Annotated in this window: 29 protein-coding genes; 14 read left to right on the top strand and 15 right to left on the bottom strand. The window is 65.3% G+C overall.

Annotated elements, in window-relative coordinates:
* Positions 1 to 16: 16 nt before the first annotated feature.
* Positions 17 to 193 carry a hypothetical protein gene (locus JI743_RS09930; RefSeq protein WP_201928151.1) on the bottom strand — a complete coding sequence of 59 codons (177 nt, stop codon included), beginning with the start codon at positions 191 to 193 and terminating at the stop codon, positions 17 to 19.
* Between the two features lie 190 nt (positions 194 to 383).
* Between JI743_RS09930 and rmuC the strand changes: the two genes are divergently transcribed.
* Entirely contained in the window at positions 384 to 1,739 is a 1,356-nt protein-coding gene (gene rmuC, locus JI743_RS09925) for a DNA recombination protein RmuC (protein ID WP_201928150.1), read from the top strand.
* Positions 1,740 to 1,833: 94 nt separating this feature from the next.
* Here the strand turns inward: rmuC and JI743_RS09920 are convergent, their stop codons facing one another.
* The 8 genes from JI743_RS09920 to JI743_RS09885 all read right to left on the bottom strand — a co-directional run bounded on the left by JI743_RS09920 (position 1,834) and on the right by JI743_RS09885 (position 7,930).
* Positions 1,834 to 2,535: an META domain-containing protein gene (locus JI743_RS09920; RefSeq protein ID WP_201928149.1), complete on the bottom strand. Its 702-nt coding sequence runs from the start codon at positions 2,533 to 2,535 to the stop codon at positions 1,834 to 1,836.
* Between the two features lie 112 nt (positions 2,536 to 2,647).
* Positions 2,648 to 3,463 carry a TrmH family RNA methyltransferase gene (locus JI743_RS09915; protein WP_201928148.1) on the bottom strand — a complete coding sequence of 272 codons (816 nt, stop codon included), beginning with the start codon at positions 3,461 to 3,463 and terminating at the stop codon, positions 2,648 to 2,650.
* Positions 3,464 to 3,465: 2 nt separating this feature from the next.
* Positions 3,466 to 3,744: an HPr family phosphocarrier protein gene (locus JI743_RS09910; RefSeq protein WP_201928147.1), complete on the bottom strand. Its 279-nt coding sequence runs from the start codon at positions 3,742 to 3,744 to the stop codon at positions 3,466 to 3,468.
* Positions 3,741 to 4,145: a PTS sugar transporter subunit IIA gene (locus tag JI743_RS09905; RefSeq protein ID WP_201928739.1), complete on the bottom strand. Its 405-nt coding sequence runs from the start codon at positions 4,143 to 4,145 to the stop codon at positions 3,741 to 3,743. The genes JI743_RS09910 and JI743_RS09905 overlap by 4 nt, the downstream gene beginning before the upstream one ends.
* A gap of 38 nt (positions 4,146 to 4,183) precedes the next feature.
* Complete coding sequence (gene rapZ, locus JI743_RS09900) at positions 4,184 to 5,125, bottom strand: RNase adapter RapZ (RefSeq protein ID WP_201928146.1); 942 nt, start codon at positions 5,123 to 5,125, stop codon at positions 4,184 to 4,186.
* Complete coding sequence (locus JI743_RS09895; RefSeq protein WP_201928145.1) at positions 5,122 to 5,568, bottom strand: HPr kinase/phosphorylase; 447 nt, start codon at positions 5,566 to 5,568, stop codon at positions 5,122 to 5,124. Before JI743_RS09895 ends, rapZ begins: the two co-directional genes overlap by 4 nt.
* Before the next feature lie 54 nt (positions 5,569 to 5,622).
* Positions 5,623 to 7,227: a sensor histidine kinase gene (locus JI743_RS09890; RefSeq protein WP_201928144.1), complete on the bottom strand. Its 1,605-nt coding sequence runs from the start codon at positions 7,225 to 7,227 to the stop codon at positions 5,623 to 5,625.
* A complete protein-coding gene (locus JI743_RS09885; protein ID WP_201928143.1) occupies positions 7,220 to 7,930 on the bottom strand; it encodes a response regulator transcription factor in 711 nt (236 codons plus the stop codon). The genes JI743_RS09890 and JI743_RS09885 overlap by 8 nt, the downstream gene beginning before the upstream one ends.
* A gap of 264 nt (positions 7,931 to 8,194) precedes the next feature.
* Here JI743_RS09885 and JI743_RS09880 point away from each other — a divergent pair, with 264 nt between their 5' ends.
* Positions 8,195 to 9,796: a phosphoenolpyruvate carboxykinase gene (locus JI743_RS09880; RefSeq protein WP_201928142.1), complete on the top strand. Its 1,602-nt coding sequence runs from the start codon at positions 8,195 to 8,197 to the stop codon at positions 9,794 to 9,796.
* 48 nt (positions 9,797 to 9,844) lie between these two features.
* Positions 9,845 to 10,291, top strand: a complete 447-nt coding sequence (locus JI743_RS09875; protein WP_201928141.1) for a hypothetical protein — start codon at positions 9,845 to 9,847, stop codon at positions 10,289 to 10,291.
* 18 nt (positions 10,292 to 10,309) lie between these two features.
* On the opposite strand, the gene JI743_RS09870 is transcribed toward JI743_RS09875, so the two are convergent.
* From JI743_RS09870 to rplU, 4 genes are all read right to left on the bottom strand, one after another.
* Positions 10,310 to 12,181: a DUF885 domain-containing protein gene (locus JI743_RS09870; protein WP_227340205.1), complete on the bottom strand. Its 1,872-nt coding sequence runs from the start codon at positions 12,179 to 12,181 to the stop codon at positions 10,310 to 10,312.
* Positions 12,182 to 12,305: 124 nt separating this feature from the next.
* Positions 12,306 to 12,902, bottom strand: coding sequence for a GNAT family N-acetyltransferase (locus JI743_RS09865; protein ID WP_201928139.1), 597 nt, complete (start codon positions 12,900 to 12,902; stop codon positions 12,306 to 12,308).
* A 250-nt stretch (positions 12,903 to 13,152) separates the two neighbouring features.
* Positions 13,153 to 13,422 (bottom strand): 50S ribosomal protein L27, encoded by a 270-nt coding sequence (rpmA, locus tag JI743_RS09860; RefSeq protein WP_033074585.1) that lies wholly within the window; start codon positions 13,420 to 13,422, stop codon positions 13,153 to 13,155.
* A 46-nt stretch (positions 13,423 to 13,468) separates the two neighbouring features.
* Positions 13,469 to 13,957 (bottom strand): 50S ribosomal protein L21, encoded by a 489-nt coding sequence (gene rplU / locus JI743_RS09855; protein WP_201928138.1) that lies wholly within the window; start codon positions 13,955 to 13,957, stop codon positions 13,469 to 13,471.
* A 227-nt stretch (positions 13,958 to 14,184) separates the two neighbouring features.
* Between rplU and JI743_RS09850 the strand changes: the two genes are divergently transcribed.
* The gene (locus JI743_RS09850) at positions 14,185 to 14,706 is read left to right on the top strand and encodes a hypothetical protein (protein ID WP_236659853.1); all 522 of its coding nucleotides are present in this window, start codon (positions 14,185 to 14,187) and stop codon (positions 14,704 to 14,706) included.
* A gap of 18 nt (positions 14,707 to 14,724) precedes the next feature.
* On the opposite strand, the gene pspF is transcribed toward JI743_RS09850, so the two are convergent.
* Complete coding sequence (pspF, locus tag JI743_RS09845) at positions 14,725 to 15,750, bottom strand: phage shock protein operon transcriptional activator (protein WP_201928137.1); 1,026 nt, start codon at positions 15,748 to 15,750, stop codon at positions 14,725 to 14,727.
* Positions 15,751 to 15,923: 173 nt separating this feature from the next.
* Here pspF and JI743_RS09840 point away from each other — a divergent pair, with 173 nt between their 5' ends.
* The 10 genes from JI743_RS09840 to JI743_RS09795 all read left to right on the top strand — a co-directional run bounded on the left by JI743_RS09840 (position 15,924) and on the right by JI743_RS09795 (position 19,566).
* The gene (locus JI743_RS09840; protein ID WP_201928136.1) at positions 15,924 to 16,094 is read left to right on the top strand and encodes a hypothetical protein; all 171 of its coding nucleotides are present in this window, start codon (positions 15,924 to 15,926) and stop codon (positions 16,092 to 16,094) included.
* A 93-nt stretch (positions 16,095 to 16,187) separates the two neighbouring features.
* Positions 16,188 to 16,850 carry a phage shock protein PspA gene (pspA, locus tag JI743_RS09835; RefSeq protein ID WP_201928135.1) on the top strand — a complete coding sequence of 221 codons (663 nt, stop codon included), beginning with the start codon at positions 16,188 to 16,190 and terminating at the stop codon, positions 16,848 to 16,850.
* A gap of 12 nt (positions 16,851 to 16,862) precedes the next feature.
* The gene (pspB, locus tag JI743_RS09830; RefSeq protein ID WP_201928134.1) at positions 16,863 to 17,138 is read left to right on the top strand and encodes an envelope stress response membrane protein PspB; all 276 of its coding nucleotides are present in this window, start codon (positions 16,863 to 16,865) and stop codon (positions 17,136 to 17,138) included.
* 1 nt (position 17,139) lies between these two features.
* On the top strand, positions 17,140 to 17,520 hold the full coding sequence (pspC, locus tag JI743_RS09825; protein WP_201928133.1) for an envelope stress response membrane protein PspC: 381 nt from the start codon (positions 17,140 to 17,142) through the stop codon (positions 17,518 to 17,520).
* 26 nt (positions 17,521 to 17,546) lie between these two features.
* Positions 17,547 to 17,846, top strand: a complete 300-nt coding sequence (locus tag JI743_RS09820) for a hypothetical protein (protein WP_201928132.1) — start codon at positions 17,547 to 17,549, stop codon at positions 17,844 to 17,846.
* 13 nt (positions 17,847 to 17,859) lie between these two features.
* The gene (locus JI743_RS09815) at positions 17,860 to 18,177 is read left to right on the top strand and encodes a hypothetical protein (protein ID WP_201928131.1); all 318 of its coding nucleotides are present in this window, start codon (positions 17,860 to 17,862) and stop codon (positions 18,175 to 18,177) included.
* A gap of 13 nt (positions 18,178 to 18,190) precedes the next feature.
* Positions 18,191 to 18,439 carry a hypothetical protein gene (locus JI743_RS09810; RefSeq protein WP_201928130.1) on the top strand — a complete coding sequence of 83 codons (249 nt, stop codon included), beginning with the start codon at positions 18,191 to 18,193 and terminating at the stop codon, positions 18,437 to 18,439.
* Between the two features lie 29 nt (positions 18,440 to 18,468).
* A complete protein-coding gene (locus JI743_RS09805) occupies positions 18,469 to 18,729 on the top strand; it encodes a hypothetical protein (protein WP_201928129.1) in 261 nt (86 codons plus the stop codon).
* Positions 18,730 to 18,752: 23 nt separating this feature from the next.
* Positions 18,753 to 19,007 carry a hypothetical protein gene (locus tag JI743_RS09800; RefSeq protein WP_201928128.1) on the top strand — a complete coding sequence of 85 codons (255 nt, stop codon included), beginning with the start codon at positions 18,753 to 18,755 and terminating at the stop codon, positions 19,005 to 19,007.
* Between the two features lie 148 nt (positions 19,008 to 19,155).
* Positions 19,156 to 19,566, top strand: a complete 411-nt coding sequence (locus tag JI743_RS09795; RefSeq protein ID WP_201928127.1) for a SufE family protein — start codon at positions 19,156 to 19,158, stop codon at positions 19,564 to 19,566.
* A gap of 102 nt (positions 19,567 to 19,668) precedes the next feature.
* Here the strand turns inward: JI743_RS09795 and JI743_RS09790 are convergent, their stop codons facing one another.
* Entirely contained in the window at positions 19,669 to 22,152 is a 2,484-nt protein-coding gene (locus tag JI743_RS09790; protein WP_201928126.1) for a TonB-dependent receptor, read from the bottom strand.
* Positions 22,153 to 22,393 lie beyond the last annotated feature (241 nt).

Below are 22,393 nucleotides of genomic sequence, written 5' to 3'. Positions count from 1 at the left end.
GCCTCCCCGCTCAACTTCAGTGCTGCATGTCCTGATGCTCGCCGTGGTCCGGCGCGTCCTCGCCCTTCTTCCCGGCGCAGCAATCTTTCTTCATTTCCTTGCAGCAGCACGCCTTGGGCGCCTTGTCCTCAGCCGCGTGCGCGGCCGTCGGGGCAGCGAACAACATGGCGAAACCGAACATCAGATTTTTCATGTGCATCTCCTTCGAACGCAAGGACGAAGATTCGACCCTGACCGAACGACAGTCTGTATGCGCGTCGTTCGGCAATGTCGCCGCTTCATCGTGGCGGCAAATTAGCCCGGCCGCGCGGAAATGAAAGCATCGCAGAGCCGCGATGAATCTGCGCTGGCCAAATGGCCTGCGTTCGTCCTATGTTCCGCGCATGGACCCGACCGCGCTGCTCATCGCTCTCTTCTCCCTTGTCCTTGGCGCCCTGATCGGCTGGCTCGTTGCGGGGCGGCAGGCGGGGGCGCTCAAGGCCGAGCGCGACGGATTTGCCGAGCGCTTCAAGGCGGCGGTGAGCGACCTTGCTGGCGAGGCCGAGGCGCGCAAGACGGCGGACCTGCAATTGTCGGCGCTGCTCGCCGAGCAAAAGGCGCGCGACGCGGCGCATGACGCGCAGATTGCGCAGCTCAAGGACGCGCAGGCGGCGCTCACCGCGCAGTTTCGCGAGGTCGGGCAGGCGATGCTCGACAAGGCGCAGCAGGATTTTCTCGCGCGCGCGACCGACCGCTTCAAGCAGAGCGAGGAAAGCGCGGGGCAGAATCTGAAGGCGCTGCTCCAGCCGGTGCACGAGCGGCTGCAGAAATATGAGGAAGCGGTCGGCAAGGTCGAGGCCGAACGGCGCGACGCCTTTGGTATGTTGCAGGGCCAGATCGCGGCGATGCGCGAAGGCACCGAGCGTGTGTCGAGCGAGGCGGCGAAGCTCGTGAACGCGCTCCGCAACGCCCCCAAGGCGCGCGGGCGCTGGGGCGAGCAACAGCTGCGCAATGTGCTCGAAAGCTGCGGGCTTGCCGAACATGCCGATTTCCAGACCGAGGTGAGCGTCGCCGATGGCGAAGGCGGGCGGCTGCGTCCCGACGTGGTGGTCAAGGTGCCGGGCGGGCAGAGCCTCGTCATCGACGCCAAGGTCTCGCTCAACGCCTATCAGGACGCCTTTGGTGCCGTCGACGATGGCGAGAAAGCGACGCATCTCGCGGCGCATGCCGCCGCGATGAAGGCGCATGTCAACGCGCTGGGGGCCAAGGCCTATTGGAACCAGTTTGCCGACACGCCCGACTATGTGGTGATGTTCGTCCCCGGCGAGCATTTCCTCGCCGCCGCGCTCGACCATGATCACGAGCTTTGGGACTATGCGTTCGAGCGCAAGGTGCTGCTCGCGACTCCGACCAACCTGATCGCGATAGCGCGAACGGTCGCGGCGGTGTGGCGGCAGGAAAAGCTTGCCGGACAGGCGCGCGAGATCGCGGCGCTGGGCAAGGAGCTTTACGCGCGGATGGCGACGATGGGCGGCCATATCGCGCGCGTCGGCAAGAATCTCGATCAGGCGACCGGGGCGTACAATGCCTTTGTCGGCAGCTTCGAAAGCCAGGTGCTGACGCAGGCGAAGCGGTTCGAGACGCTCGACGTCGAGACGGGGGGCAAGGAGATACCGGTTCTGCCTGTCGCCGAACAGTCGGCGCGACCGCTTGCGAAGCTTGCGGCCGCGCCGAGCGCGGTGAACGACGAGGGCGAATAGCCCATGAGCGACGGCGACTGAAGGCTCCTTAAAGGCTCCTTGAATGCCGTAACAAGAAGTAACGCAGTCTTCCTTTCGTTGCCGCGGGGGAGATTCAAATCGACCGTCTGAGCACCGCCGTCCGTCCATCTGGGCCGGTCAGCACCAACGTCCCGTCCGACGGAAACTCGATTCGCACCGGCGCGCGCATCAGCGCGAAGAAGGCATTTTCCTGCTCCGTTCCCGCCCCGGGACACGCCATCTTGGTCGCCATCAGCGGCCCGGCGGCGAGCATCGCGCCCTCGCGCGACCAGCTTCCCGAAAAGCGGTTGCATCCGGCGCTGCCGCTCAGGCGGTCGGCCTCGAACGCCAGCGATGTCGGACGGTCGGCAGCGACCGCGACGCCATTGATCGAGACGAAGGTCCAGCTCGTCCCGGCGAGGTCGGTCGGCGCCAGGATCGCACCGCCGCAGCCTTTCACCGTCTTGCCGTCGGCGATCACCATCACCGTGTCGGCATACAGGCGATCGCTCATCCCGTCGTTGCACTCGCCATGGGTGATATCGACCGTCAGCCGGTCGGTGACGTAGCGTCTGCCGTTGAAGCTCGGCCGTGCGCCGGGGTTGGCGGCAGTGATACGGGTCTCGCCATAATCGCCATGATAATCGAGCTGTGCGGCCGTGATTTCCAGCGTCCAGCCCGGTTCGGTGCCGAGCGCCATATAGGCGGCGGGTTCGGTCGCGGGGGGCTGCGGCGCCTCGACCGGCGCGCAGGCGGCGAGGGCGGGCAGGGCGAACAGCGGCAGGATGCGTTTCATGTGCGGCATCTCCTTCCTTCGACATGCTGAAAATACTTCAGCCTGACGAGATAATCGAGCGTCGCCAGCGTTGCCAACCGAAAGTCGGAATGCGCGCCAGCGTTCGGGGCGGTCAGCGCCGCCGCTGGTTCAGCACCTCATAGGCCATCACCGCCGCCGCGACCGCCGCATTGAGGCTGTCGGCCTTGCCCATCATCGGCATCTTGACGCGGACGTCGGCGGCGGCGGCATAGCTCTCGGGCATGCCTTGCGATTCATTGCCGATCAGGATGAAGGTCGGTGCTTCGTATCGCACCGCCTGATAATCCAACGTGTCGTCCGCCAGCCATGTCGCGACGAGTTGGCCGGGCCCGCTGCGCAGCCAGGGCAGGAAATCGTCCCAGCGCGCCTGCACGAGCGCCTGCGTGAAAATCGCGCCCATGCTCGCGCGCACCGCCTCGACGCCATAGGGATCGGTGCTCTCGTCGAGCAGGATCAGCCCGCCCGCACCGACCGCATCGCCGGTGCGCAGCATCGTGCCAAGGTTGCCCGGGTCGCGCAGCCGCTCGGCGACGAGCCAGATCGGCGCGGCATTGCGGTCGAGGTCGGCGAGCGTCGCCGACGGTTCGGCATAGATGCCGACGACCGTCTGCGGATTGTCCTTGCCCGACAGTTTCGACAGGATCGCGGGTGTCGTGTCGATCACCTCGCCCCCCGCCGCGAGCGTGGCGTCGATGAGCGCGCGCGCCAGCGGATGTGCCGCGCCTTCTTCGCCAAGAAACAGCCACGCCGGCAACACTCCTGCCTCGCGCGCCTCGGTCACGATGCGCAGGCCCTCGGCGAGGAACAGGCCTTCGGCGCGGCGATGCCGTTTTTCGCGCAACAGCCGCATCCGCTTGACGAGCGGGTTCGAAAGGCTTTCGATTCGGGACCGGCGACCGTGCGCCATCATCAATCCTCGCCGAAGCTGTCCTTGACCAGCCCGACCAGCTTGAGCAGCGCGGCGTCGGCACCTTCGCCGCTGGTGTGGATCGTGATGCTGTCGCCCTTGGCCGCGCCGAGCATCATCAGCCCCATGATCGACGTGCCGTTGACGCGCGAGCCGTTGCGTTCGACCTCGACGCTCACGCCGTCGGGAAGGCGGCTGACAAAGGTAACGAATTTGGCGCTCGCGCGCGCGTGAAGCCCGCGCTGGTTGGTAATCTCGACCGTCTCGCTGGCGTCACTCACGGCCCCACCCCCAGCATTTCCGATGCGACCGAAATATATTTCTGCCCCGCCTCTTTCGCGGCGATCACGGCGGCGCGCAGCTCCATCGATTTGCGCGCGCTTTCCAGCCGGATCAGCATCGGCAGGTTGATGCCCGCGATAACCTCGGTGCGGCCGCTTTCGAGCAGGCTGATCGCCAGATTCGACGGCGTGCCGCCGAACAGGTCAGTCAGCATGATGACGCCGCGGCCTTCGTCGACCTTCAGAATCGCGTCGGCGATTTCCTGGCGGCGCATTTCCATATTGTCATTGGGGCCGATGCACACGGTCGCAATTGCGCGCTGCGGGCCGACGACGTGCTCCATCGCGGTCACCATTTCCTCGGCGAGCCGTCCATGGGTGACGAGGACCATTCCAAGCAGCGGTAAAGCTTTATCGGTGGGCATGAAGTCGGGGACCCTTATTCCTGTCGTCCGTTCGCCGCGCGCGACGTCGGCGGGGGGCTGCCCTCAAGCCCATCTTGCGGGCTGGAGTCAAGATTGCGGTGGGACACGGTGGGTGCATGACCTGCCGAACGCAGCGTTTTTGCGACCCGTTCGGCGACATGGACCGAACGGTGGCGGCCGCCGGTGCAGCCGAAGGCAATGGTCACATAGCTTTTCCCTTCAGCGCGATAGCGGGGCAGCAGCGCCAGGAGCAGCGCCTCGATCTGCCCGACCGTCGCCTCATAGGCGGGGTCGGCGGCGACATAGGCGGCGACGGCATCGTCGAGTCCGGTGCGGGGGCGCAGCGCCTTGTCCCAATGGGGATTGCGCAGATAGCGCATGTCGAACACCAGATCGGCGTTACGCGGCAAGCCGCGAGCGAAGCCGAAGCTGAGGACCGTGAGCACCGGCGCGGTGTCGCCGCCTTCGGCGAAGCGTTGGCGCATTTCCTGTTGCAGGTCGTTGCTGCTGTAGTTGGTCGTGTCGATGACGTGCTCGGCCCAGCGGCGCAGCGGTTCCATCATCTCGCGCTCGCGCGCAATGCCGTCGGCGGCAGGCCGGTCTTCGGCGAGTGGATGGCGACGCCGCGTTTCGGAAAAACGCCGCTCGAGTTCGGTGCCCGCGCAATCGAGGAACAATGTTTGGATGTCGCGACCGCCCGCTTCGCGCAATTCCTTGATCCGGCGGACGAGCAGCGCCGGCTTGAAGCCGCGACTCCGGCTGTCGATGCCGACCGCGACAGGACGGCCCGCGTCGCCGGGCTTGACGGGGGCTCCGATCAGGGCGTCGAGCAGCGCCAGCGGGAGATTGTCGACGACCTCCCAGCCCAGATCCTCGAGCACGTTGAGCGCGGTCGACTTGCCCGCGCCCGACAGGCCCGTCACGAGCATCAACCGCTGTTCGGGGTGCGGGTTCATGCCGCGGGCGCCAGCCGTTCGAGCGCGAGCATGATCTTGATCGGCGCCGACGCCTCGAACGCCGACAGCAGGAGCGCGGGGAGCGGGTGCCCCGCGACCATCTCGACCTGGTTGACCGCGGGCATGCGATCATAGCGGTCGGTCAGCCGCACCGCGAGCGCGAGCGGCGCGGGGGCCGTCCACGGACGCTCGACGATGCCGATACCGCGGACCTCGATCAGCCCCGCGAGCGTATCGGGCGGGCGGCACCACAGCCGGTCGCGTTCGAACCAGACGTCGCAGCGGTCGTCGGCGACGAGCCGCGCGCCGCGGTCGATGAGCCGCAATGCCAGGTCGGACTTTCCCTGTCCGGCATTGCCCAGGATCAGCACGCCGCCATTGCCCGCCGCCACGCAGCTCGCATGGATGTTGACGATTTCGGGGCGGGTCCGGTTCGCGAACATCGACATGGCTTACCGGCGACGAAGCGGGGCCGCAAGGCGATAGGCGGTTTGCCGTCAGCCGGCGCGTTCGGTGCGGTCCGCCGACGGCAGCGTAACCAGCAGGCTCGCGCCGCGCTTGCCGTCGTCGCGGTCGCGTGCCGAGATCGTCCCGGCATGCCCCTCGACGATGGCGCGGGCGATGGCGAGGCCCAGCCCGCTATGCTTGCCGAACGCTTCGTCGCGCGGGCGCTCGCTGTGAAAGCGGCGGAAAATCGCCTCGCGCTGTTCGGGCTCGATACCGGGGCCGTCGTCGTCGACGCGGACGTGAACCTCGTCGCCCAGCCGCGTCGCCGAAATGCAGACCAGCCCGTCGGCGGGCGAAAAGCTGATCGCATTGTCGATGATATTGTCGATCGCCCGTTCCAACCGGTGCCCGTCGCCCATGACGATGGTCGTTCCCTTGCGCGGGCGGGCAAAGGCAAGGCGTGGTTGTGCGGCGTCGGGTTCGGCGCGCGCCGCCCGTCCGGCGAGCATCGATTCGATCATCAGCCCGACGTCGATCGGCTCGAACAAGGTGCGCGACAATTGCGCGTCGATGCGGCTCGCATCGCTGATGTCGCTGACCAGCCGGTCGAGCCGTCGCACGTCCTCGTCGGCGATGGCGAGGAGTTGCTGGCGTTGTTCGTCGGTCTGGACGCGCCCCAGTCCCTCGATCGCCGAGCGCACGGAGGCGATGGGGTTTTTGAGTTCGTGCGCGACATCGGCGGCGAAATGCTCGCCTGCGTCGATGCGTTCGCGCAGCGCTTGCGTCATGTCGGACAGCGCCCGCGCGAGCGTGCCGATCTCGTCGCGGCGGCTTGGCAGGCGCGGGACGACGACCTCGCGCGCGCGGCCCAGCCGCACGCGCACCGCGGCGCGCGCCAGCCGTCGCAGCGGGCGGACGATCGTCCGCGCGAGGAAAAGCGACAGCAGCACCGATGCGAGCACGACCATCAGCACGACGACTGCCAGCCGGAAGCGCTCGGCGCGAACGGTGCGCGTGATGTCGCGCGCGTTGAGCGTCATCAGCACGACCTGCGGCGTGTCGAGGTCGACGATCCGCGTTGCGCTGAGCAGCGGCGTCCGCTCGGGCGCGTAGCGGAAGCGGTTCGTCGCGAGGCCCGATTGCATCGTCTGCACAACCTCGGGCCATGCTGCGGCATTGTCCACGACCGGCTCTTCGAATTCGGGATAGGTCGGCGCCCCGACGATCCAGTCGATGCCGCGGTCCATCGCGCGCGCGGCATCGCGTTTCCATGGCTGAAGGTCGGGGTCGCGCAACGTATAGGTTGGCGGCGCGCTTTCGAAACTGTCCGCAATGCGGCGGCCGTCGGCTGCGTAAAAGCGCAGCCGCGACTCGGTCGCGCGCGTGAATTCTGCAACAAGCGCCGAGCGCCGGTCGGGCCGCGCCGCCTCGAGCGCTTCGTCGAGCAGCGCGAGCTGCGCCTGCATCACGTCGACGCGCATGTCGACGAGCCGCGTGCGATAGGTGTCGAGATAGAAAAAGCCCCCGCCGAGCAGGACGATGGCGAGGATGTTCACGGCAAGGATGCGCGTTGTGAGCGACCAGCGCGCCGACCAGACCAGCGGCGCTTCTTCCTGCTCGGCGACCGAGCCTTCGGGGCTCGCCGTATCAGCCATCGTCGGAGAAACGGTATCCGGCGCCGTAAAGCGTCGCGATTGCGTCGAAATCGGGGTCGACCTCGCGGAACTTGCGTCGCAGCCGCTTGATATGGCTGTCGATGGTCCGGTCGTCGATATAGACGTCGTCCTGATAGGCCGCGTCCATCAACTGGTTGCGGCTTCGCACGATACCCGGGCGCGCGGCCAGCGTTTCGAGGATCAGAAATTCGGTGACGGTCAGCGTGACGTCCTTGCCGTCCCAACTGACCTTGTGCCGCGCCGGGTCCATTTGCAGGCGTCCGCGCGTGATCGGTTCGGCAACGGGCTCGTCATCGGCGTCGGCGATGCTCTTGTTAAGTTCGACGCGGCGCAGGATGGCGCGGATGCGCGCGATGACGAGTCGCTGCGAAAAGGGTTTGGCGATATAATCGTCGGCGCCCATCGCAAGGCCCAGCGCCTCGTCGATTTCGTCGTCCTTGCTGGTCAGGAATATGACGGGCAGCTGGCTTTTCTCGCGCAAGCGGCGGAGCAGTTCGAGCCCGTCCATGCGCGGCATCTTGATGTCGAAGACGGCAAGGTCGGGCGGGTTGTCGATCAGCGGCCTCAATGCCGCCTCACCGTCCGAATAGAGCCGCGTGACGAAGCCTTCGGCCTGTAGCGCGATCGAAAGCGAATGGAGGATATTGCGGTCGTCGTCGACCAGCGCGATGGTTGCCGTCATGTTCTTTCCATAGGGCGGACCCGTTCGCCGATTAGCCGATTAGCTGCACAGCGACAACCGGATCGCACGGCTACCGCTTCCCTTTGGTACAGGTCGCGACGGCGGGGCGTTAATCTTTTGACCTCTCCTGCCAACCTCGCTAACGCGACCTTGTTTTCGGAATCGGCGTCGACGTCGGCACCCATGCAAATGCGGGCCCTCCCTTTCGCTTGGCAGGCATTGCATAGGTATGCAACGGCGGACGCCATGGGAAAGGCGCAGAAAATGACTGAGTTGGTGATCGGCGGAGCGGTTGTCGCGGCAAAAGCGGACGTCGCCGAAAACTGGGACACGCCGCGGCTGGTCGAGGATGCGGTGCGTCATGGCGAGGGCGTGCTGGCCAAGGAAGGTTCGCTCGTCGTCGCGACCGGCAAGCACACAGGGCGCAGCGCCAAGGACAAGTTCATCGTCAAGGACGCCGAGACCGCCGACACCATCTGGTGGGGCAAGACCAATGTCGCGATGACTCCTGATCATTTTGCCGCGCTCAAGGCCGACTTCTTTGCCCATCTTGCCGCGCGCGACCGTCTTTATCGTCAGCAGCTGTTCGGCGGATCGCAGCCCGAACATCGCGTCGCGGTGCAGGTGATCACCGAATTTGCGTGGCACAGCCAGTTCATCCGTACCCTGCTCTGCCGCCCGACAGCGGACGAACTCGCCGGGTTCGACGCCGAATATACGGTGATCGACCTGCCGAGCTTCCACGCCGACCCGGAAAAGCACGGGACGCGCAGCGAGACGGTGATCGCGGTCAATTTCGCCGAAAAGCTCGTGCTGATCGGCGGCACCGCCTATGCCGGCGAGATGAAGAAGTCGGTGTTCGGCATCCTCAACTATCTGCTTCCGGCAAAGGGCGTGATGCCGATGCACTGTTCGGCGAACATCGGCCCCGAAGGCGACACGGCGGTCTTCTTTGGCCTGTCAGGCACGGGAAAGACGACGCTGTCGGCCGACGCGTCGCGCACGCTGATCGGCGACGACGAGCATGGCTGGTCGGACACCGCGGTCTTCAATTTCGAGGGCGGCTGCTACGCCAAGATGATCCGTCTCTCGCCCGAAGCGGAGCCCGAAATTTACGCGACGACGAAGCGCTTCGGCACGGTGCTCGAAAATGTCGTGATCGATCCGGTGGCGCGCACGCTCGACTTCGACGACAACAGTCTCGCCGAGAACAGCCGCGGCTCCTATCCGCTCGACTTCATCCCGAACACGTCGGACCATAATATGGGGCCGGTGCCGCGCAACATCATCATGCTGACCGCCGATGCCTATGGCGTGCTGCCGCCGATTGCGAAGCTGACGCCAGACCAGGCGATGTACCACTTCCTTTCGGGCTATACGGCGCGCGTCGCGGGGACCGAGATCGGCGTGACCGAGCCCGAGGCGACCTTCTCGACCTGCTTCGGCGCGCCCTTCATGCCGCGCCACCCGTCGGTTTACGGCAATCTGCTGAAAGAGCGGATCGCGAAGGGCAATGTCCAGTGCTGGCTCGTCAACACCGGCTGGACCGGCGGCATGGCGACGATGGACGGCATCAAGCGCATGCCGATCAAGGCGACGCGCGCGCTGCTCAACGCCGCGCTCGACGGCAGCCTGAACGACGCCGAGTTCCGCAAGGACCCCAATTTCGGTTTCATGGTGCCCGTCGCCGTTCCCGGCGTCGACAGCGCCTTGCTCGACCCGCGCGAGGCCTGGGCCGACAAGGCGGCCTATGACCGCACCGCGCAAACGCTCGTCCAGCAATTCATCGACAATTTCGCGCAATTTGCGGATCAGGTCGATGAAGGCGTCCGCCAAGCGGCCCCGAAGGCGACCGTAGCAGCTTAATCCACCCGGACATCTTCCGGGTGGCCATTCACCCGGAAGGACCGGACAATGACGACCGAATATTCACCGCGCCTGTTCGAGCGCGATTCCGACATCCGCGCGCTGGGCGAGGGGCTTCTCGCCTGCGCGCTGCCGCGCGAAGCGTGGACGCACGAGGCGCATCTCGCCGCCAGCCTGTGGCTGCTGACCGAACGGCCCGACATCGACGTCGATGCCGAAATTGCCGGGCTGATCTGCCGCTTCAACGAAAGCGTCGGCGGCGTGAATAACGACCATGAAGGCTATCACGACAGCATCACCCGTGCCTATGTCGCCGGGGTGCGGCTGTTCGTCGCGCGCACGGAGGAAACGGAGTTGGCCGCGCGCGTCAACGCGCTGCTCCGCTCGGAGGTCGGGCGGCGCGACTGGCCGCTACGCTTCTACAGCCGCGAACTGCTCTTCTCGGTCGCGGCGCGGCGGGGCTTCGTCGAACCCGACCTCGCGCCCTTCCCCTAGGGTCAGGAGCGGTGCGCGCTACGCCTTCGCCGCCGCGACATAGGCGTCGACATTCTTCGCCAGCACGTCGAGCGGCACATTGCCGCCCTCGACCAGCACCATGTTGAAGTCGCGAAGGTCGTATTTCGGCCCCAGCGCCGCCTGTGCGAGCCCGCGCTGGCGGACAATCTCGCTGTGCCCGACCTTGTACCCGCACGCCTGCCCGGCCCAGCTGCAATAGCGGTCGACCTCGCTCGCGACCTCGAGCGGGTTCGACCCGTTCTCGCGCACGAAAAACTCGACGCCCTGTTCGCGCGTCCAGCGCTTGGCGTGGAGCCCGGTGTCGACGACGAGGCGGCACGCGCGGAAGGCAAGCGACTGGAGATAGCCGAGCCGCCCGACCTCGAAATCGTCATAGAGGCCCAACTCGTCGGCAAGCTGTTCGGCATAGAGCGCCCAGCCTTCGCTATAGGCGTTGAACGCCAGCATCGTGCGGATCAGCGGCATCTGGTTCGAATATTCGCCCTGCCAGACATGGCCCGGAATCGCCTCGTGCATCGTCAGGTCGGGAAGCGAATATTTGCTGTGCAGGTCGGTGGTGCGCAGGTTGATCCAGAATTTGCCGGGGATCGTCCCGTCGATCGACCCCGCGCCGCCATAGGCCGAGGGTGCGCCGGGCTCCTCTTCGGGCGGCAGGCGCTTCACCTCGACATTGCCGCGCATCAGCGTACGGAAGGCGCGTGGCAGTTCGGCGCGGATCTTGCCGAGCCATGTCTGGATATAGGCCATGATCTCGGCGCGCCCCGCGTCATTGTCGGGAAATTTGAAACGTGGGTCCTTGGCGAGCGCGTTCATGCGGTCGCCGACCGACCCCTGCGTATAGCCGAGCTTCTTCAGGATCGGGTCCATCCGGCCGTGGAGCGCGGCGAGTTCGTCGCGGCCCATCTGGTGGATTTCGTCGGGGGTCATGCGCGTCGTCGTGCTCGCGCGCAGCGCCCAGGCGTAGAATTCGTCGCCGCCGGGGCGCGCCCACATGCCGGCGTCCATCGTCGCGCGCGGGCGCTGCGCCTTGAGTTCGGCAAGCTGCCGCTCGAGCGCGGGAACGACCGCGCCGCGCACGATCGCCTCGGCGCGCGGTCCCCAATTGCCCGCGATCCCCGCGGCGGCAGTCCGGCGCACGAGGCTATCGATCAGCCCGCCGCCTTCGCGCGCGCCAGCGAGCGTCGCCTCCATCTGCGTCACCGCCTTGTCGATCAGGAAGGCAGGCGCGATCAGCCCATAGGCTGCCGCCGATTTCAGCCGCTCGGTCTCGCCGTCGAGCATCGCGGGAAAGGCGTTGAGGCGCGATAGATAGGCTTCGGCGTCGGCCGATGTCTTGACCGGATGGTCGCTGTCGAGGAAGCGCGGGATGTCGAGATAGGCGCCGACATTCTGGATCACGACATAGGGGGTGTTGCGCCACCCCCCGACCGCAACGTCGCCATAGGGCTGCGCGAACCCGTCGAGCGCGACGTCATAGGCGCTTTCGACGACGGCAAGGCTGGTGCGCGTGCCGTGATCGAGTCCGGTGGTGTCGAAGGCGCGGATACGCGCGACGTCTGCCTTCAGCGTATCGGCAATCGCCTGTTGTCCTGCCGCCGAGCGGTCGCCGAGCTCGCCGCGCATCGCCGCGCGCGCCCCGGTGTCGATGCCAAGCCCGGTCGCGCCTTCGGGCGAATGGGCGAGCAGATTGTCGCCGATCGAGGCGAGCAAGGTTTCAGCTGCGGGCTGTGCTCCCGTTGCCGGAACGGGTGCGGGCGCGGCAATGGCGGCACCGCGCGAACATGCGGCGAGGGCGATGCCGGCTGCACCGGTTCCGAGTGCGCCGAGCGTCTGGCGACGGTTAAGGGAGAGAAAAATCTGATCGGGCACGTGCGGCATCCTCGCGACTGGTTTCGAACGAAACCTGTCTAGGGGGAGCGGCCGTGCGGTCAATGGGGCAGTGGCGTCCGTGGCGAAGCCACGGCGTCCACCCGCCCGGTTCGCGACATCGGCGTCACGCCGCCATCAGGCGGAATTCCTCGCGAAAGTCGGCGTCCACATCGATGCGTCCGCGCATGGGGGTGACGGCATTGCTGCCGTCACCATCGCCCTCTTCGAACAGCGCGCAGGCGGCTTCGCCGCCGCGCGCAAGGCTGTAGCGCTGCGCGATCCGGCCGGTCGGCCTGAAACCCAGCTTGCGCAGCACCGCGCCCGACGCCGGATTGTCGAGAAAATGGCCCGCGGTCAGCTTGGGCATGCCCATTGCGCGTGCGATGCGGACGAGCTGGCGCCCGGCCTCGGTCGCAAAGCCGAGCCCCCAATAGGGGCGCGCGATCCAATAGCCCATTTCGGGAGTGCCGTCGGGATCGGGCGAAATGCCGCACCCGCCGACGAGCCGCGGCGCGCCGACGGTGCGCGCGAAGATCAGGAAGCGCGGATGGACGGGGTCGAGCGGCTGGCCGAGAAAGGCCTGCGCTTCGGTCTCGCCATAGGGCCAGGGGGCGGTCGCGAGGTTGCGCACGACGGCTTCGTCGCCGATCGCGCGGGCGAGGGCGGGGGCATCCTCCACCCAGCCGGGCCGCAACAACAGTCTTTCGGTACGCGCAAACATTCTTTTCACTCCCAATCGGTGGTCGCATTGGCGCCAGATGGTGACGCTTTGACGACATTCGCATGCAGAGGGAGACTGGTTGCCCGATTTTCGCGTCCGTTTGCCAATCATGACGCCAAGCGCCCGATTTCGGACAAGAAAAAAGGGAGTCCGGGGTGACCCGTCTCCCTCTTTTCGAACCTTGTTTCCGCCGTGGCGGAAAGGACAGCTCCGGGTCATCCCTGGTGGACGACCCTGGAAAGATCGTCCCTTATTCGGCGGCTTCCGCCATCGCGTCGACCGACACATATTTGCGGCCAAGCTTGCCATCGTGGAATCGGACGCGGCCTTCGGCGGTGGCAAAGAGCGTGTGGTCCTTGCCCATGCCGACATTGACGCCCGGGTACACTTTGGTCCCGCGCTGGCGCACGATAATGTTGCCGCCGATCACTTCCTGACCGCCGAACTTCTTTACGCCAAGGCGACGACCGGCTGAGTCGCGACCGTTGCGCGATGAACCGCCTGCTTTTTTATGTGCCATGACTGATGCTCCTTAATTCGATCGGGGCCGAGCTGCGTTGCCGCGCTCAGGCGTCCTTCTTGGGGGCCGCCTTCTTGGCAGCGGGCTTCTTGGCGGGTGCGGCCTTTTCGGCGGCGTCCTTCTTGGGGGCGGCGGCCTTCTTCGGCGCAGCTTCCTTGGCAGGTGCGGCCTTGGCTTCGGCAGCCGGGGCTTCTTCCTTCTTGGGAGCGGCTTCCTTCTTCGGCGCGGCCTTCTTGGCTTCGCCGACTGCCAGGATGCGCAGCAGCGTCAACGATTGGCGATGGCCGTTGCGGCGGCGATAATTGTGCCGGCGGCGCTTCTTGAAGACGATGACCTTTTCGCCGCGCGTCTGCGCGATGATTTCGGCCGATACGGTCAGACCCTTCGCGTCCTTCACTTCGCCGCCGTCGCCGGCCAGCAGGACGTCGCCCAGCGACACGGTGTCACCGGCTTCACCCTCGATCTTTTCGACGGCGATCTTGTCTCCAGCGGCGACGCGATATTGTTTGCCGCCCGTGCGCACGATTGCGAACATGGTCTTCCATCCAATCAAAAACTATGGTGCCCGCGCTGCCAGTCACCCGCCGAAGCAGGCGATTTTTCCGGCATGCGGGAAAGACCGCGCCACTAACCGCACAGGCGGCTGCTGTCAACCGCATATTTCCGTGCTTTTGCTACATTGCGGCCCGAAAACCGCACCCGTTCGGGCGCGGTCCGATTCGCGCTTGCTGCGGCGCGGCGGCGCTCATATCAGGGGCGGCAATGATGCGCATCCGCCTTTTGGCGCCTCCGGCGCTTGCCCTGTCGCTTTCCTTGTCCGGCTGCGCCGCAGCGCAGGGCGGCGCTGCGCCATCGCTTGCCAAGCGGCCGGTCGAGGGGCAGTTCGATGTGGCGCCGCCGACGGTGGTCGTTGCGCCGCCGGGGCCGCTTCCCGCCGATCTTGCAGGGCGTCTCGCGCGCTGGGAGGCCGACGCCACCGCCGCGCAGCAGGCTTTTGCCGCCGAGCGCACGCCGACCGTCGAGGCAGTTGCAGCGGCGCAGGGGGCGGCGATCGCCAGCGAACGCTGGGTCGTCGCGCAGCAAGCGGTTTCGCGCCTTGTCGCCGCGCGCGCACCGCTGACGGCGGCGCTCGCCGACATCGACCGGCTCTATCTTGAACGGCGTATCGAAGAGGCGGTCGACGGGTTGCCCGAAATTTTTGCGCTGCGCGAGCGGTTGACGGATCTGGCCTCGGCGCAGGACGCGGTCGTTGCGGCGCTGTCCAGCGAACTGCCGGAGGAATAGGCGGCGCGGGCCAGGCCCTTAATTCAGCCCATGCTTCTTCAGGGCATGGCGAATCTGATCGTAACTCAGCCCTAGTGCCTCCGCCGCGACCTTCTGGTTGAAGCGGCAGCGTGCCATCGTATCCGACAATATCTGCCGCTCATAGGAATCGACCGCGGCGCGCAGATCGCTCACGGGGCCCGACGCCGGCGGGGCGGACGCCTCGCCATTTGCGGCCTGCTCCGTCGGCGTGTCGGTTGTGCGCGGCGCCGGGGTGCGTCGCGCCGGTTGCCACGGGCTGGCGAACGGGTCGAAGCTCAGCGCGTCGACGGGCCGCGACGGATCGCCCCAGCGATAGATGGCGCGTTCTATCACGTTACGCAGCTCGCGGACGTTGCCGGGCCAATCGTGCCCCTCCATGGCAGCGAGCGCACGCGGTCCGAATCCCGGCCACGCCTCCCAGTCGAGCACGGCCGCCATCCGCTGGCCGAAATAGTCGGCGAGCACTTCAATATCGCCCTCGCGCGCGCGCAAAGGGGGAAGGGTGATGACCTCGAACGACAGGCGGTCGAGCAGGTCGGCGCGAAATTTATTCTCCTCGACCAGCGCGGGGAGATGCTCGTTGGTCGCCGCGACGATGCGGACATCGACGCGGATCGGGCGCGACGAGCCGACACGCGTCACTTCGCCATATTCGACCGCGCGCAGCAGCCGTTCCTGCGCGCCCATCGACATGGTCGCAAGCTCGTCGAGGAACAATGTGCCGCCGTCGGCCTCCTCGAACCGGCCCGCGCGGCTGCGCGTCGCGCCCGTAAAGGCGCCCGCCTCGTGCCCGAACAATTCGGATTCGATCAGCGTTTCGGGCATCGCGGCGCAGTTCATTATCAGATAGGGCTTGTCCCACCGCGTCGACAGCCGGTGAAGACGTTCGGCGATCAGTTCCTTGCCGGTACCGCGCTCGCCGATGACGAGGACGGGACGATCGAGCACCGCGGCCTGGCTTGCGCGTTCGACGGCGTCCTGAAAGGTCGCCGACTGACCGATGAACTGCGTTTCGCGCTCCATTCCCAATCATTGGCAAATTTCACCGATGATTGGCAAGGCAAATCGTGCAGAGATGCGATTTCGGTGTGAAGTTGCACGCATTTCGGCCCTTTTCGGCAATTGGCACACCCCCTGCATAGTGTTGGTCGAACCGGCGCAAAATGTGCCGGGCAGTCAGAACAGGATGGAAAATCATGAAGTCGATGTTTGCCCAAGCCGCCACCTTCGCATTCAGCGCAGCCGGGGCGTTGGCGATCCTCGTCGGATCGATCAACCAGCCCCTGCTCGCGGCCAATGTCGCTGGCGCCCCCGCCATCGGCCTGGTCTCGGCTGCTTCGACCCCGGCGGTCAGCCCTACGGCTTGACCGACACTGGTGCCGGGGCACTCTCCCCCCTTGCCCCGCCCCGGCACCAGCATTTTTTCTGATTTTGACCGAGTTTTCGACAGGAGTTTCAAAATGGGTATTTTCTCACGAACCCGCGACATCATCGCCGCCAACGTCACCGACCTGCTCGACCGGGCCGAAGACCCCGAAAAGATGATCCGCCAGATCATCTTCGAGATGAACGAAACGCTCGTCGAAGTCCGCGCTTCCGCCGCCCGCACGATCGCGGACCAAAAGGAAATGCGCCGCCACATCGCCAAGCTCGAAAGCCTGCAGGACAGCTGGAAGGAAAAGGCCGAACTCGCGTTGTCGAAGGACCGCGAAGACCTCGCCACCGCCGCGCTTGTCGAAAAGCAGAAAGCCGGCGACATGGCCGAGCGGCTCAAGAACGAGATTGCCGTCCTCGACGACGCGCTCAAGGGCTATGAGGCCGACATCGCCAAGCTGCAGAAAAAGCTCAGCGAAGCGCGCGCCCGCCAGTCGAGCGTCGTCAACCGCCTCGAAAGCGCCGAGAACCGCTTCCGCCTACGCGAGATGACCAATGGCGACCGCGTCGAGGATGCCTTCTCGCGCTTCGAGATCCTCGAGCGCCGCGTCGACGAGGCCGAAGGCCGTGCGGATGCGCTCAGTCTCGGCTACAAGAAGTCGCTCGACGAGGAAATCGCTGAACTGCAGGCCGCCGACAAGGTCGCCGACGAGCTTGCCGCGCTGAAGGCGGCGCAGGCCAAGAAATAAGGAGCCCGGCCGATGGAAGAGATCATCATCGTCCCGATTGTCATCGGAACCCTCTTCCTCGGTCTGCCCTGGCTGATCCTCCACTACATCACCAAGTGGAAACAGGCCAAGACGCTGACCGGAGAAGACGAGCAGCTGCTCGACGAACTTTACGATACCGCACGCCGGCTCGAGGGCCGTCTGCACACCGTCGAACGCATCATCAGCGCCGACCATCCCGAATTCCGCCCCGCGGTTCGCAGCGATGAAGAGCTGGCGCAACTTGAAAATACAAGCAGGAGGAATTGAGATGTCTGCCAGCCGCACCAAATTCTATCTCGACAAGCAGAACGCCAAATGGAGCGGCGTGTGCGCGGGTATCGCGGACTATAGCGGTGTCGATGTCCTCTGGGTCCGCGTCGGCGCGGTCCTGCTGACCCTGATGGGCGGCTTCCCCTGGACGCTGATCGCCTATTGGATGGTCGCCTGGATGGGAACGCCGAAACCCTTCGCGCTCTATGGCTCGAACGAGGAAGCGAAGTTCTGGCAGGGCGTGCGCAGCAACCCCGGTGCCTCGACCCGCGACATCAAGTCACGCTTCCGTGACATCGACCGCCGGCTTGCCGACATCGAGCAATATTACACCAGCCACAATCGCCGCCTCGCCGACGAAATCGACGCGCTGCGCTGAGCGGACAGGCAACAGGGAGAATTGACATGAGTTGGGGTGGTCCCACTTTCGTCCTCGCCATCATCGCACTGTCGATCGGCGGCTGGATGTTCACGACATGGATTCGCGCCAAGCACGGCTATCCGGTTGAAAATGAATGGGGCGGCACGGTTCATCGAACCGACCCCGACGCTGATCGAAAAATCGCATTGCTCAGCGACGACAATGCCAAGCTCGCCAACCAAATCGGCCGGCTCGAAGAACGGATTGCAGTGCTCGAACGCATCGCGACCGAAGAAAGCGGCCGCGCAGCGCAACTCGCCGACCAGATCGACCGTCTGCGCTAGGGGGAATTGACCAATGAACGCTGACCTTTTGAACGCTCTTGCTCCCGCCGCAGCCCTGATCGGCATCATCGCCGTCGGTGGCTGGATCTTCACCACCTGGCTGCGCGTCAAGCATGGCTACCCGCTCGAAAACAGCTGGGGCAAGGCGGTTTATCCCAAGACCAGCGACGAGGCGATGGAACGCGTCAAGCTGATCAGCCAGGAAAATGCGCAGCTTCGCGCCGAGCTGGGGTCGGTCAAGGACCGCCTTGCGGTAATCGAGCGCATCGTCACCGACGAAGGCAACCGGCTGAGCCACGAAATCGAGGCGCTGCGGCGCCCCGCGAACTGAGGAGTGAGCGATCATGGGCGATGAAATCTGGATCCTGATCCCGCTGGCCCCCTTCATCCTCGGCGGCTTCGTCATCTGGTCGAAGCACCAGCAACGGATGATCGAGAAACAGTCGGAGATGACCGCGGAAAAGGCTGCGCAATATGCAGCGCATACCGAACGGCTCGAAGAACGCGTCCGCGTCCTCGAACGCATCATTACCGACAAGGGAGTTGATGTGGCCGACGAGATCGAAAAACTGCGCGACGCGCCGCTCAACTGACGCGACGACAATAGGAAAGGATCTTCCCGATGGGACCGTTTGAAATGGTAATTGGCATCGTCCTCATCGTGACCATTGGCAGCATCATCCGCGCCAAGCACGGCATCCGTCGCGATCGCCACGGCAATGACTATGTCGCCGCAAACGATGCCGAGACCAAGGCGCTGCAAGCCGAGATTCGCGCACTGAAGGAGCGCATCCACGTGCTCGAGCGCATCGCCACCGACAACAACCGGGCCGTCAGCCTCGACCAAGAGATCGAGAAGCTGCGCGACCGTTCCCTCCCCTGATGTGACGAAGAAGGAGCCGGCCGATGGCCACCATCACTTCCGATCTGGCAACCAATCTGGTCACCGCGGCGGTCGCGCTGAGCGCGCTGACCATCATCAGCCTCGCTGCGCTGCGCGGATGGCGCGACTGGATCCAGTATAAGCGCGAGGAACTCGCCGCGTGCCATGCTGTCGGCCACGATCCCGCGCTGCCGCACACCGGCTCGCGCATCGAGATCGCCGACCTCAAGGAGCGGCTGCGCAAACTCGAAGCCATTGCTGCGGGCGTCGATCTGTAGCACCCGTCGCTCCCGCGAAGGCGGGGGCCGCAGGCGGCCTTGCTCAGCCGCGCTGCTTGAATCGTGGGGGCATCGTCTTCTCTGGCGCGGCGGAAAAGGACGAGGCGGACCCTTTCCTCCACGCCCCAAATCTGCCACTGCCGCGACCATGCGCAGCCTCTCCGACATTTACGACGAATATGACTTCCTCGACGGCGACGACCGCTATCGCCTGCTGATCGAACTCGGCCGCGAGCTGGAACCGATGCCCGACGCGCTCAAGACCGACGCGACGCTGGTGCGCGGCTGCAGCGCAAGCGTCTGGGTCTATCCGGTCCCGCAGGATGACGGCCGGCTTCATTTCCTCGCCGACAGCAACGCCGCGATCACCAAGGGGATCGTCGCGCTCGTCCTGTCGGCGGTGCAGGACAGGCCCGCCGCCGAGGTTGCCGATATGGACATCGCCGCCGCGCTCGCGCCGTTCGAGCTGACGCGCCAGCTCTCGTCGAACCGGACGCAGGGCGTTCCGAACATGATCGCGCTCGTCAAGGACACCGCGCGGCGCATCGCCGCGGGCTGACCGCGACCCGGCCGCTGCCACGCGCCACACCTTCTCCGTCATCCACGAAAAAGGGCGCGAGAGTTTCCTCCCGCGCCCGATTTCTTGACGCAATCGCGCCGCTTAGAAGGCGACGGTCAGCGTGCCGCTGACGGTGCGCGGCGCACCGATCTGCGCGAACGGCGGCGACGATCCCTGCGAGATCGACGTCGTGTAGCGACCGACATAAAGCGTATCGAACAGGTTATAGACGTTGAGCTGGAAGAAGGTCTGATCGTTCAGGCCCAGGAATTCCAGGTTCAGGCGTGCGTCGAGGTTGACGAGCCAATAGGCATTCGTCTTGGCCGGAAAGACTTCGCTGCCGCCAATGACGATCGGCAGGTTCGTGTCGTAAATGTACCGGCCGCCCGTGCGCTTGGCAGTCACGCCCAGTTCGACCGGGCCCAGCGTGCCACGCGCCGATCCGCCGAGGGTATAGGCAGGGGCGCCCGATTCGCGCTTGCCGGCGGTCGGGATGAAGCTGGTGCCGCCCGACTGGACATCGTCCTTGATTTCCGATTCGAGATACGAACCGAAAGCATACAGCGCGAGTTGGGGCAGCGGCTGCCAGGCGACGCTGCCGTCGATGCCATATTTGTCGACGCGGCCGAGGTTCCGATACAGGTTGCGATCGGTGACCGGATCATAGGCCGAAGCAAGACGATTGTCATACTTCGTGAACCAGCCCGAAACCTGCGCCTGGACCTGCCCGGTGCGATAACGGAGGCCGAGGTCGAAGTTGTCGGTCGTTTCGGGTTCGGGGCGTGCCGACGGCGTGTCGGGGGCGAAGAAGAAGGCATTGTACAGGGCATCGGTGCCCGGGACCTGCAGACCCTTCGAATAGTTGGCGAAGACCGAAACCTGGTTGCTCGGTTTGAACAGCAGGCCGACGTTCGGAAGGATTTCGTCATATTTCAGCACGCGCTGCTGCGGCCCCTGAACCGTCGGATTGGCGGCAGCATATGCGGCGTTGCGCGGATCGCCCTGTCCGAAACAGTCGACAAAGCCGGTGTCGCTCGTGGTGAAACAGAAATTGTTGAGGTCGCGCTTGAAGAAGGGGGCGCGGATGCCGAGCGTGGCAACGAGCGACCCGTCCATGAATTCGCCGCGATATTCGCCCGAAACCTGCGACAGGATCGCATAGGACAGGCGGTCGCGCTTCTGGAGCACGGCGCCGGTCACATCGGTGAGCGGGTCGTTGACCGGGAACACATCGACCGGCTCGCCGTTCAGCTGGAGCAGGCCGACCTGGCCGGTCTGGCGGTGGCGCGCGCGGTCATAGGTGAAGCCGACGCGGACACTGTGGTCGTCGTTGATGTCCCAGCGCAGGTTGGCAATCACGCCATAGCGGTGCGTTTGCGTCTGGCTGGGAGCCGTCATCGTGACTTCGTCGAGCAGGTCGCCGTCGCCGTTGAGGTCCATCCCGAAATAGGGACGCCCACCGATATAGCCAGCGAGGTTGGTCACACCGGCGCCAGGCTGAACGTCCTGAAGGCGCTCGCGTGCATTGACCGTGCCGCCGCCATTGGCCTTCACATACTGATAGCTCGGATCGACCGTCAGCACGACGCCTTCGGTCAGCGTGAAGCGCGACGCACCGCGGATGTTGCCGGTGTTCGACGGGTTGTAGCGGCGATCGAATTCGGTGCCGCAGCCATTGGTCAGGTCGGCGAGGCCGGGCCGCGCGATGGTACTGACGGTGCAGGGATAATTGATGTCATATTCGCGCTCGTCCTTCGACTGCGGGAAGCCCGACGGGACCGCACGGTCGAACCGCAGCGGCAGCGAACCGAAGAAGTTGTTGCGGTTCTCGTTATAATGGCCGGAGATCGCCACGAAGTCGCCATTGTCGCCGATCGGCTGCCAGATGCGCGCGTTATACTGCTGCTTGTCGACGACGCCGTAATTGTTGAACGGGTTGTCGTTCGACGCGGTCGAGGCCGAAATGAAGGCGCGCGTGCCCCAGGGGGTGAAGACGCCGGTGTCGACCATGCCGAAAATGCGGAAGAATTTAAACTCGCCCGCCGAGCCCGACAGGCGGACGCCGAATTCTTCGCCCGGCGTGCGCGTGCGATAGTTGACGGTCGAACCCGTCGCGGCGGCGGTCGGGCTGTCGACGTCGGTGGTGCCGAGGTTGACGTTGACCTGTTCGATCAGCTCGGGATCGAGCTGCTGGTTCGAATAAATGGCATAGTTGCCCGAATCGTTCAGCGGAACGCCGTCGAAGGTCAGGCTGATGCGATCTTCCGAAAAACCGCGGATCGAGAGCTGGCCGCCCGACGAGCCGTAGGCGTCATTGTTGGTGAAGACGACGCCGGGCACCAGGTTGATCGTGTCGAGGATCGTCTGACCGGGGTTCTGGCGGGCAATGATTTCCTGGTTCAGCACCGACTTGGCCTTCGACGTGTCAGGCGACTGGATGCCCGCGACATCGGTGGCGCGCGCGCCGGTCACGACGATCTCGTCGTCGAAGTCGACCGAGCCGGTCGACTGGGCAAAAGCCGGAGTGGAAAGCAGCGCGGCCGGAATCAGCGCGGCGCTTGCGGCAAGCGAATGACGGAGTTTCATTTGAGGTTGTCCCCTTTGTGGTGCGAATCTGGCAGGCGCACTCGACAGGGCGCGCAGTACCCGCGAGCGCCCCTGAAGCCCGCGTGTGGCACGATTGTGACAGCAATTGTGACAGCGCAAGCCGCGAAGGAGTTGACGATCAGGAAAGCGTCAAGAAAGCGCGCATTTGCGTGAAATCGCGGCGGCGCATGGCCTGCGCGGCTGCGCTTTTTTCAGCAACTGTTGCTGCAATGCAACATAG

Origin of the sequence: Sphingopyxis jiangsuensis (genome assembly GCF_016734905.1) — a bacterium.
In the GTDB taxonomy this organism is placed as follows: Bacteria; Pseudomonadota; Alphaproteobacteria; order Sphingomonadales; family Sphingomonadaceae; genus Sphingopyxis; species Sphingopyxis jiangsuensis.
Note: the sequence above shows the minus strand (reverse complement) of the source record. Positions and strands in the feature narration are given on the sequence as shown.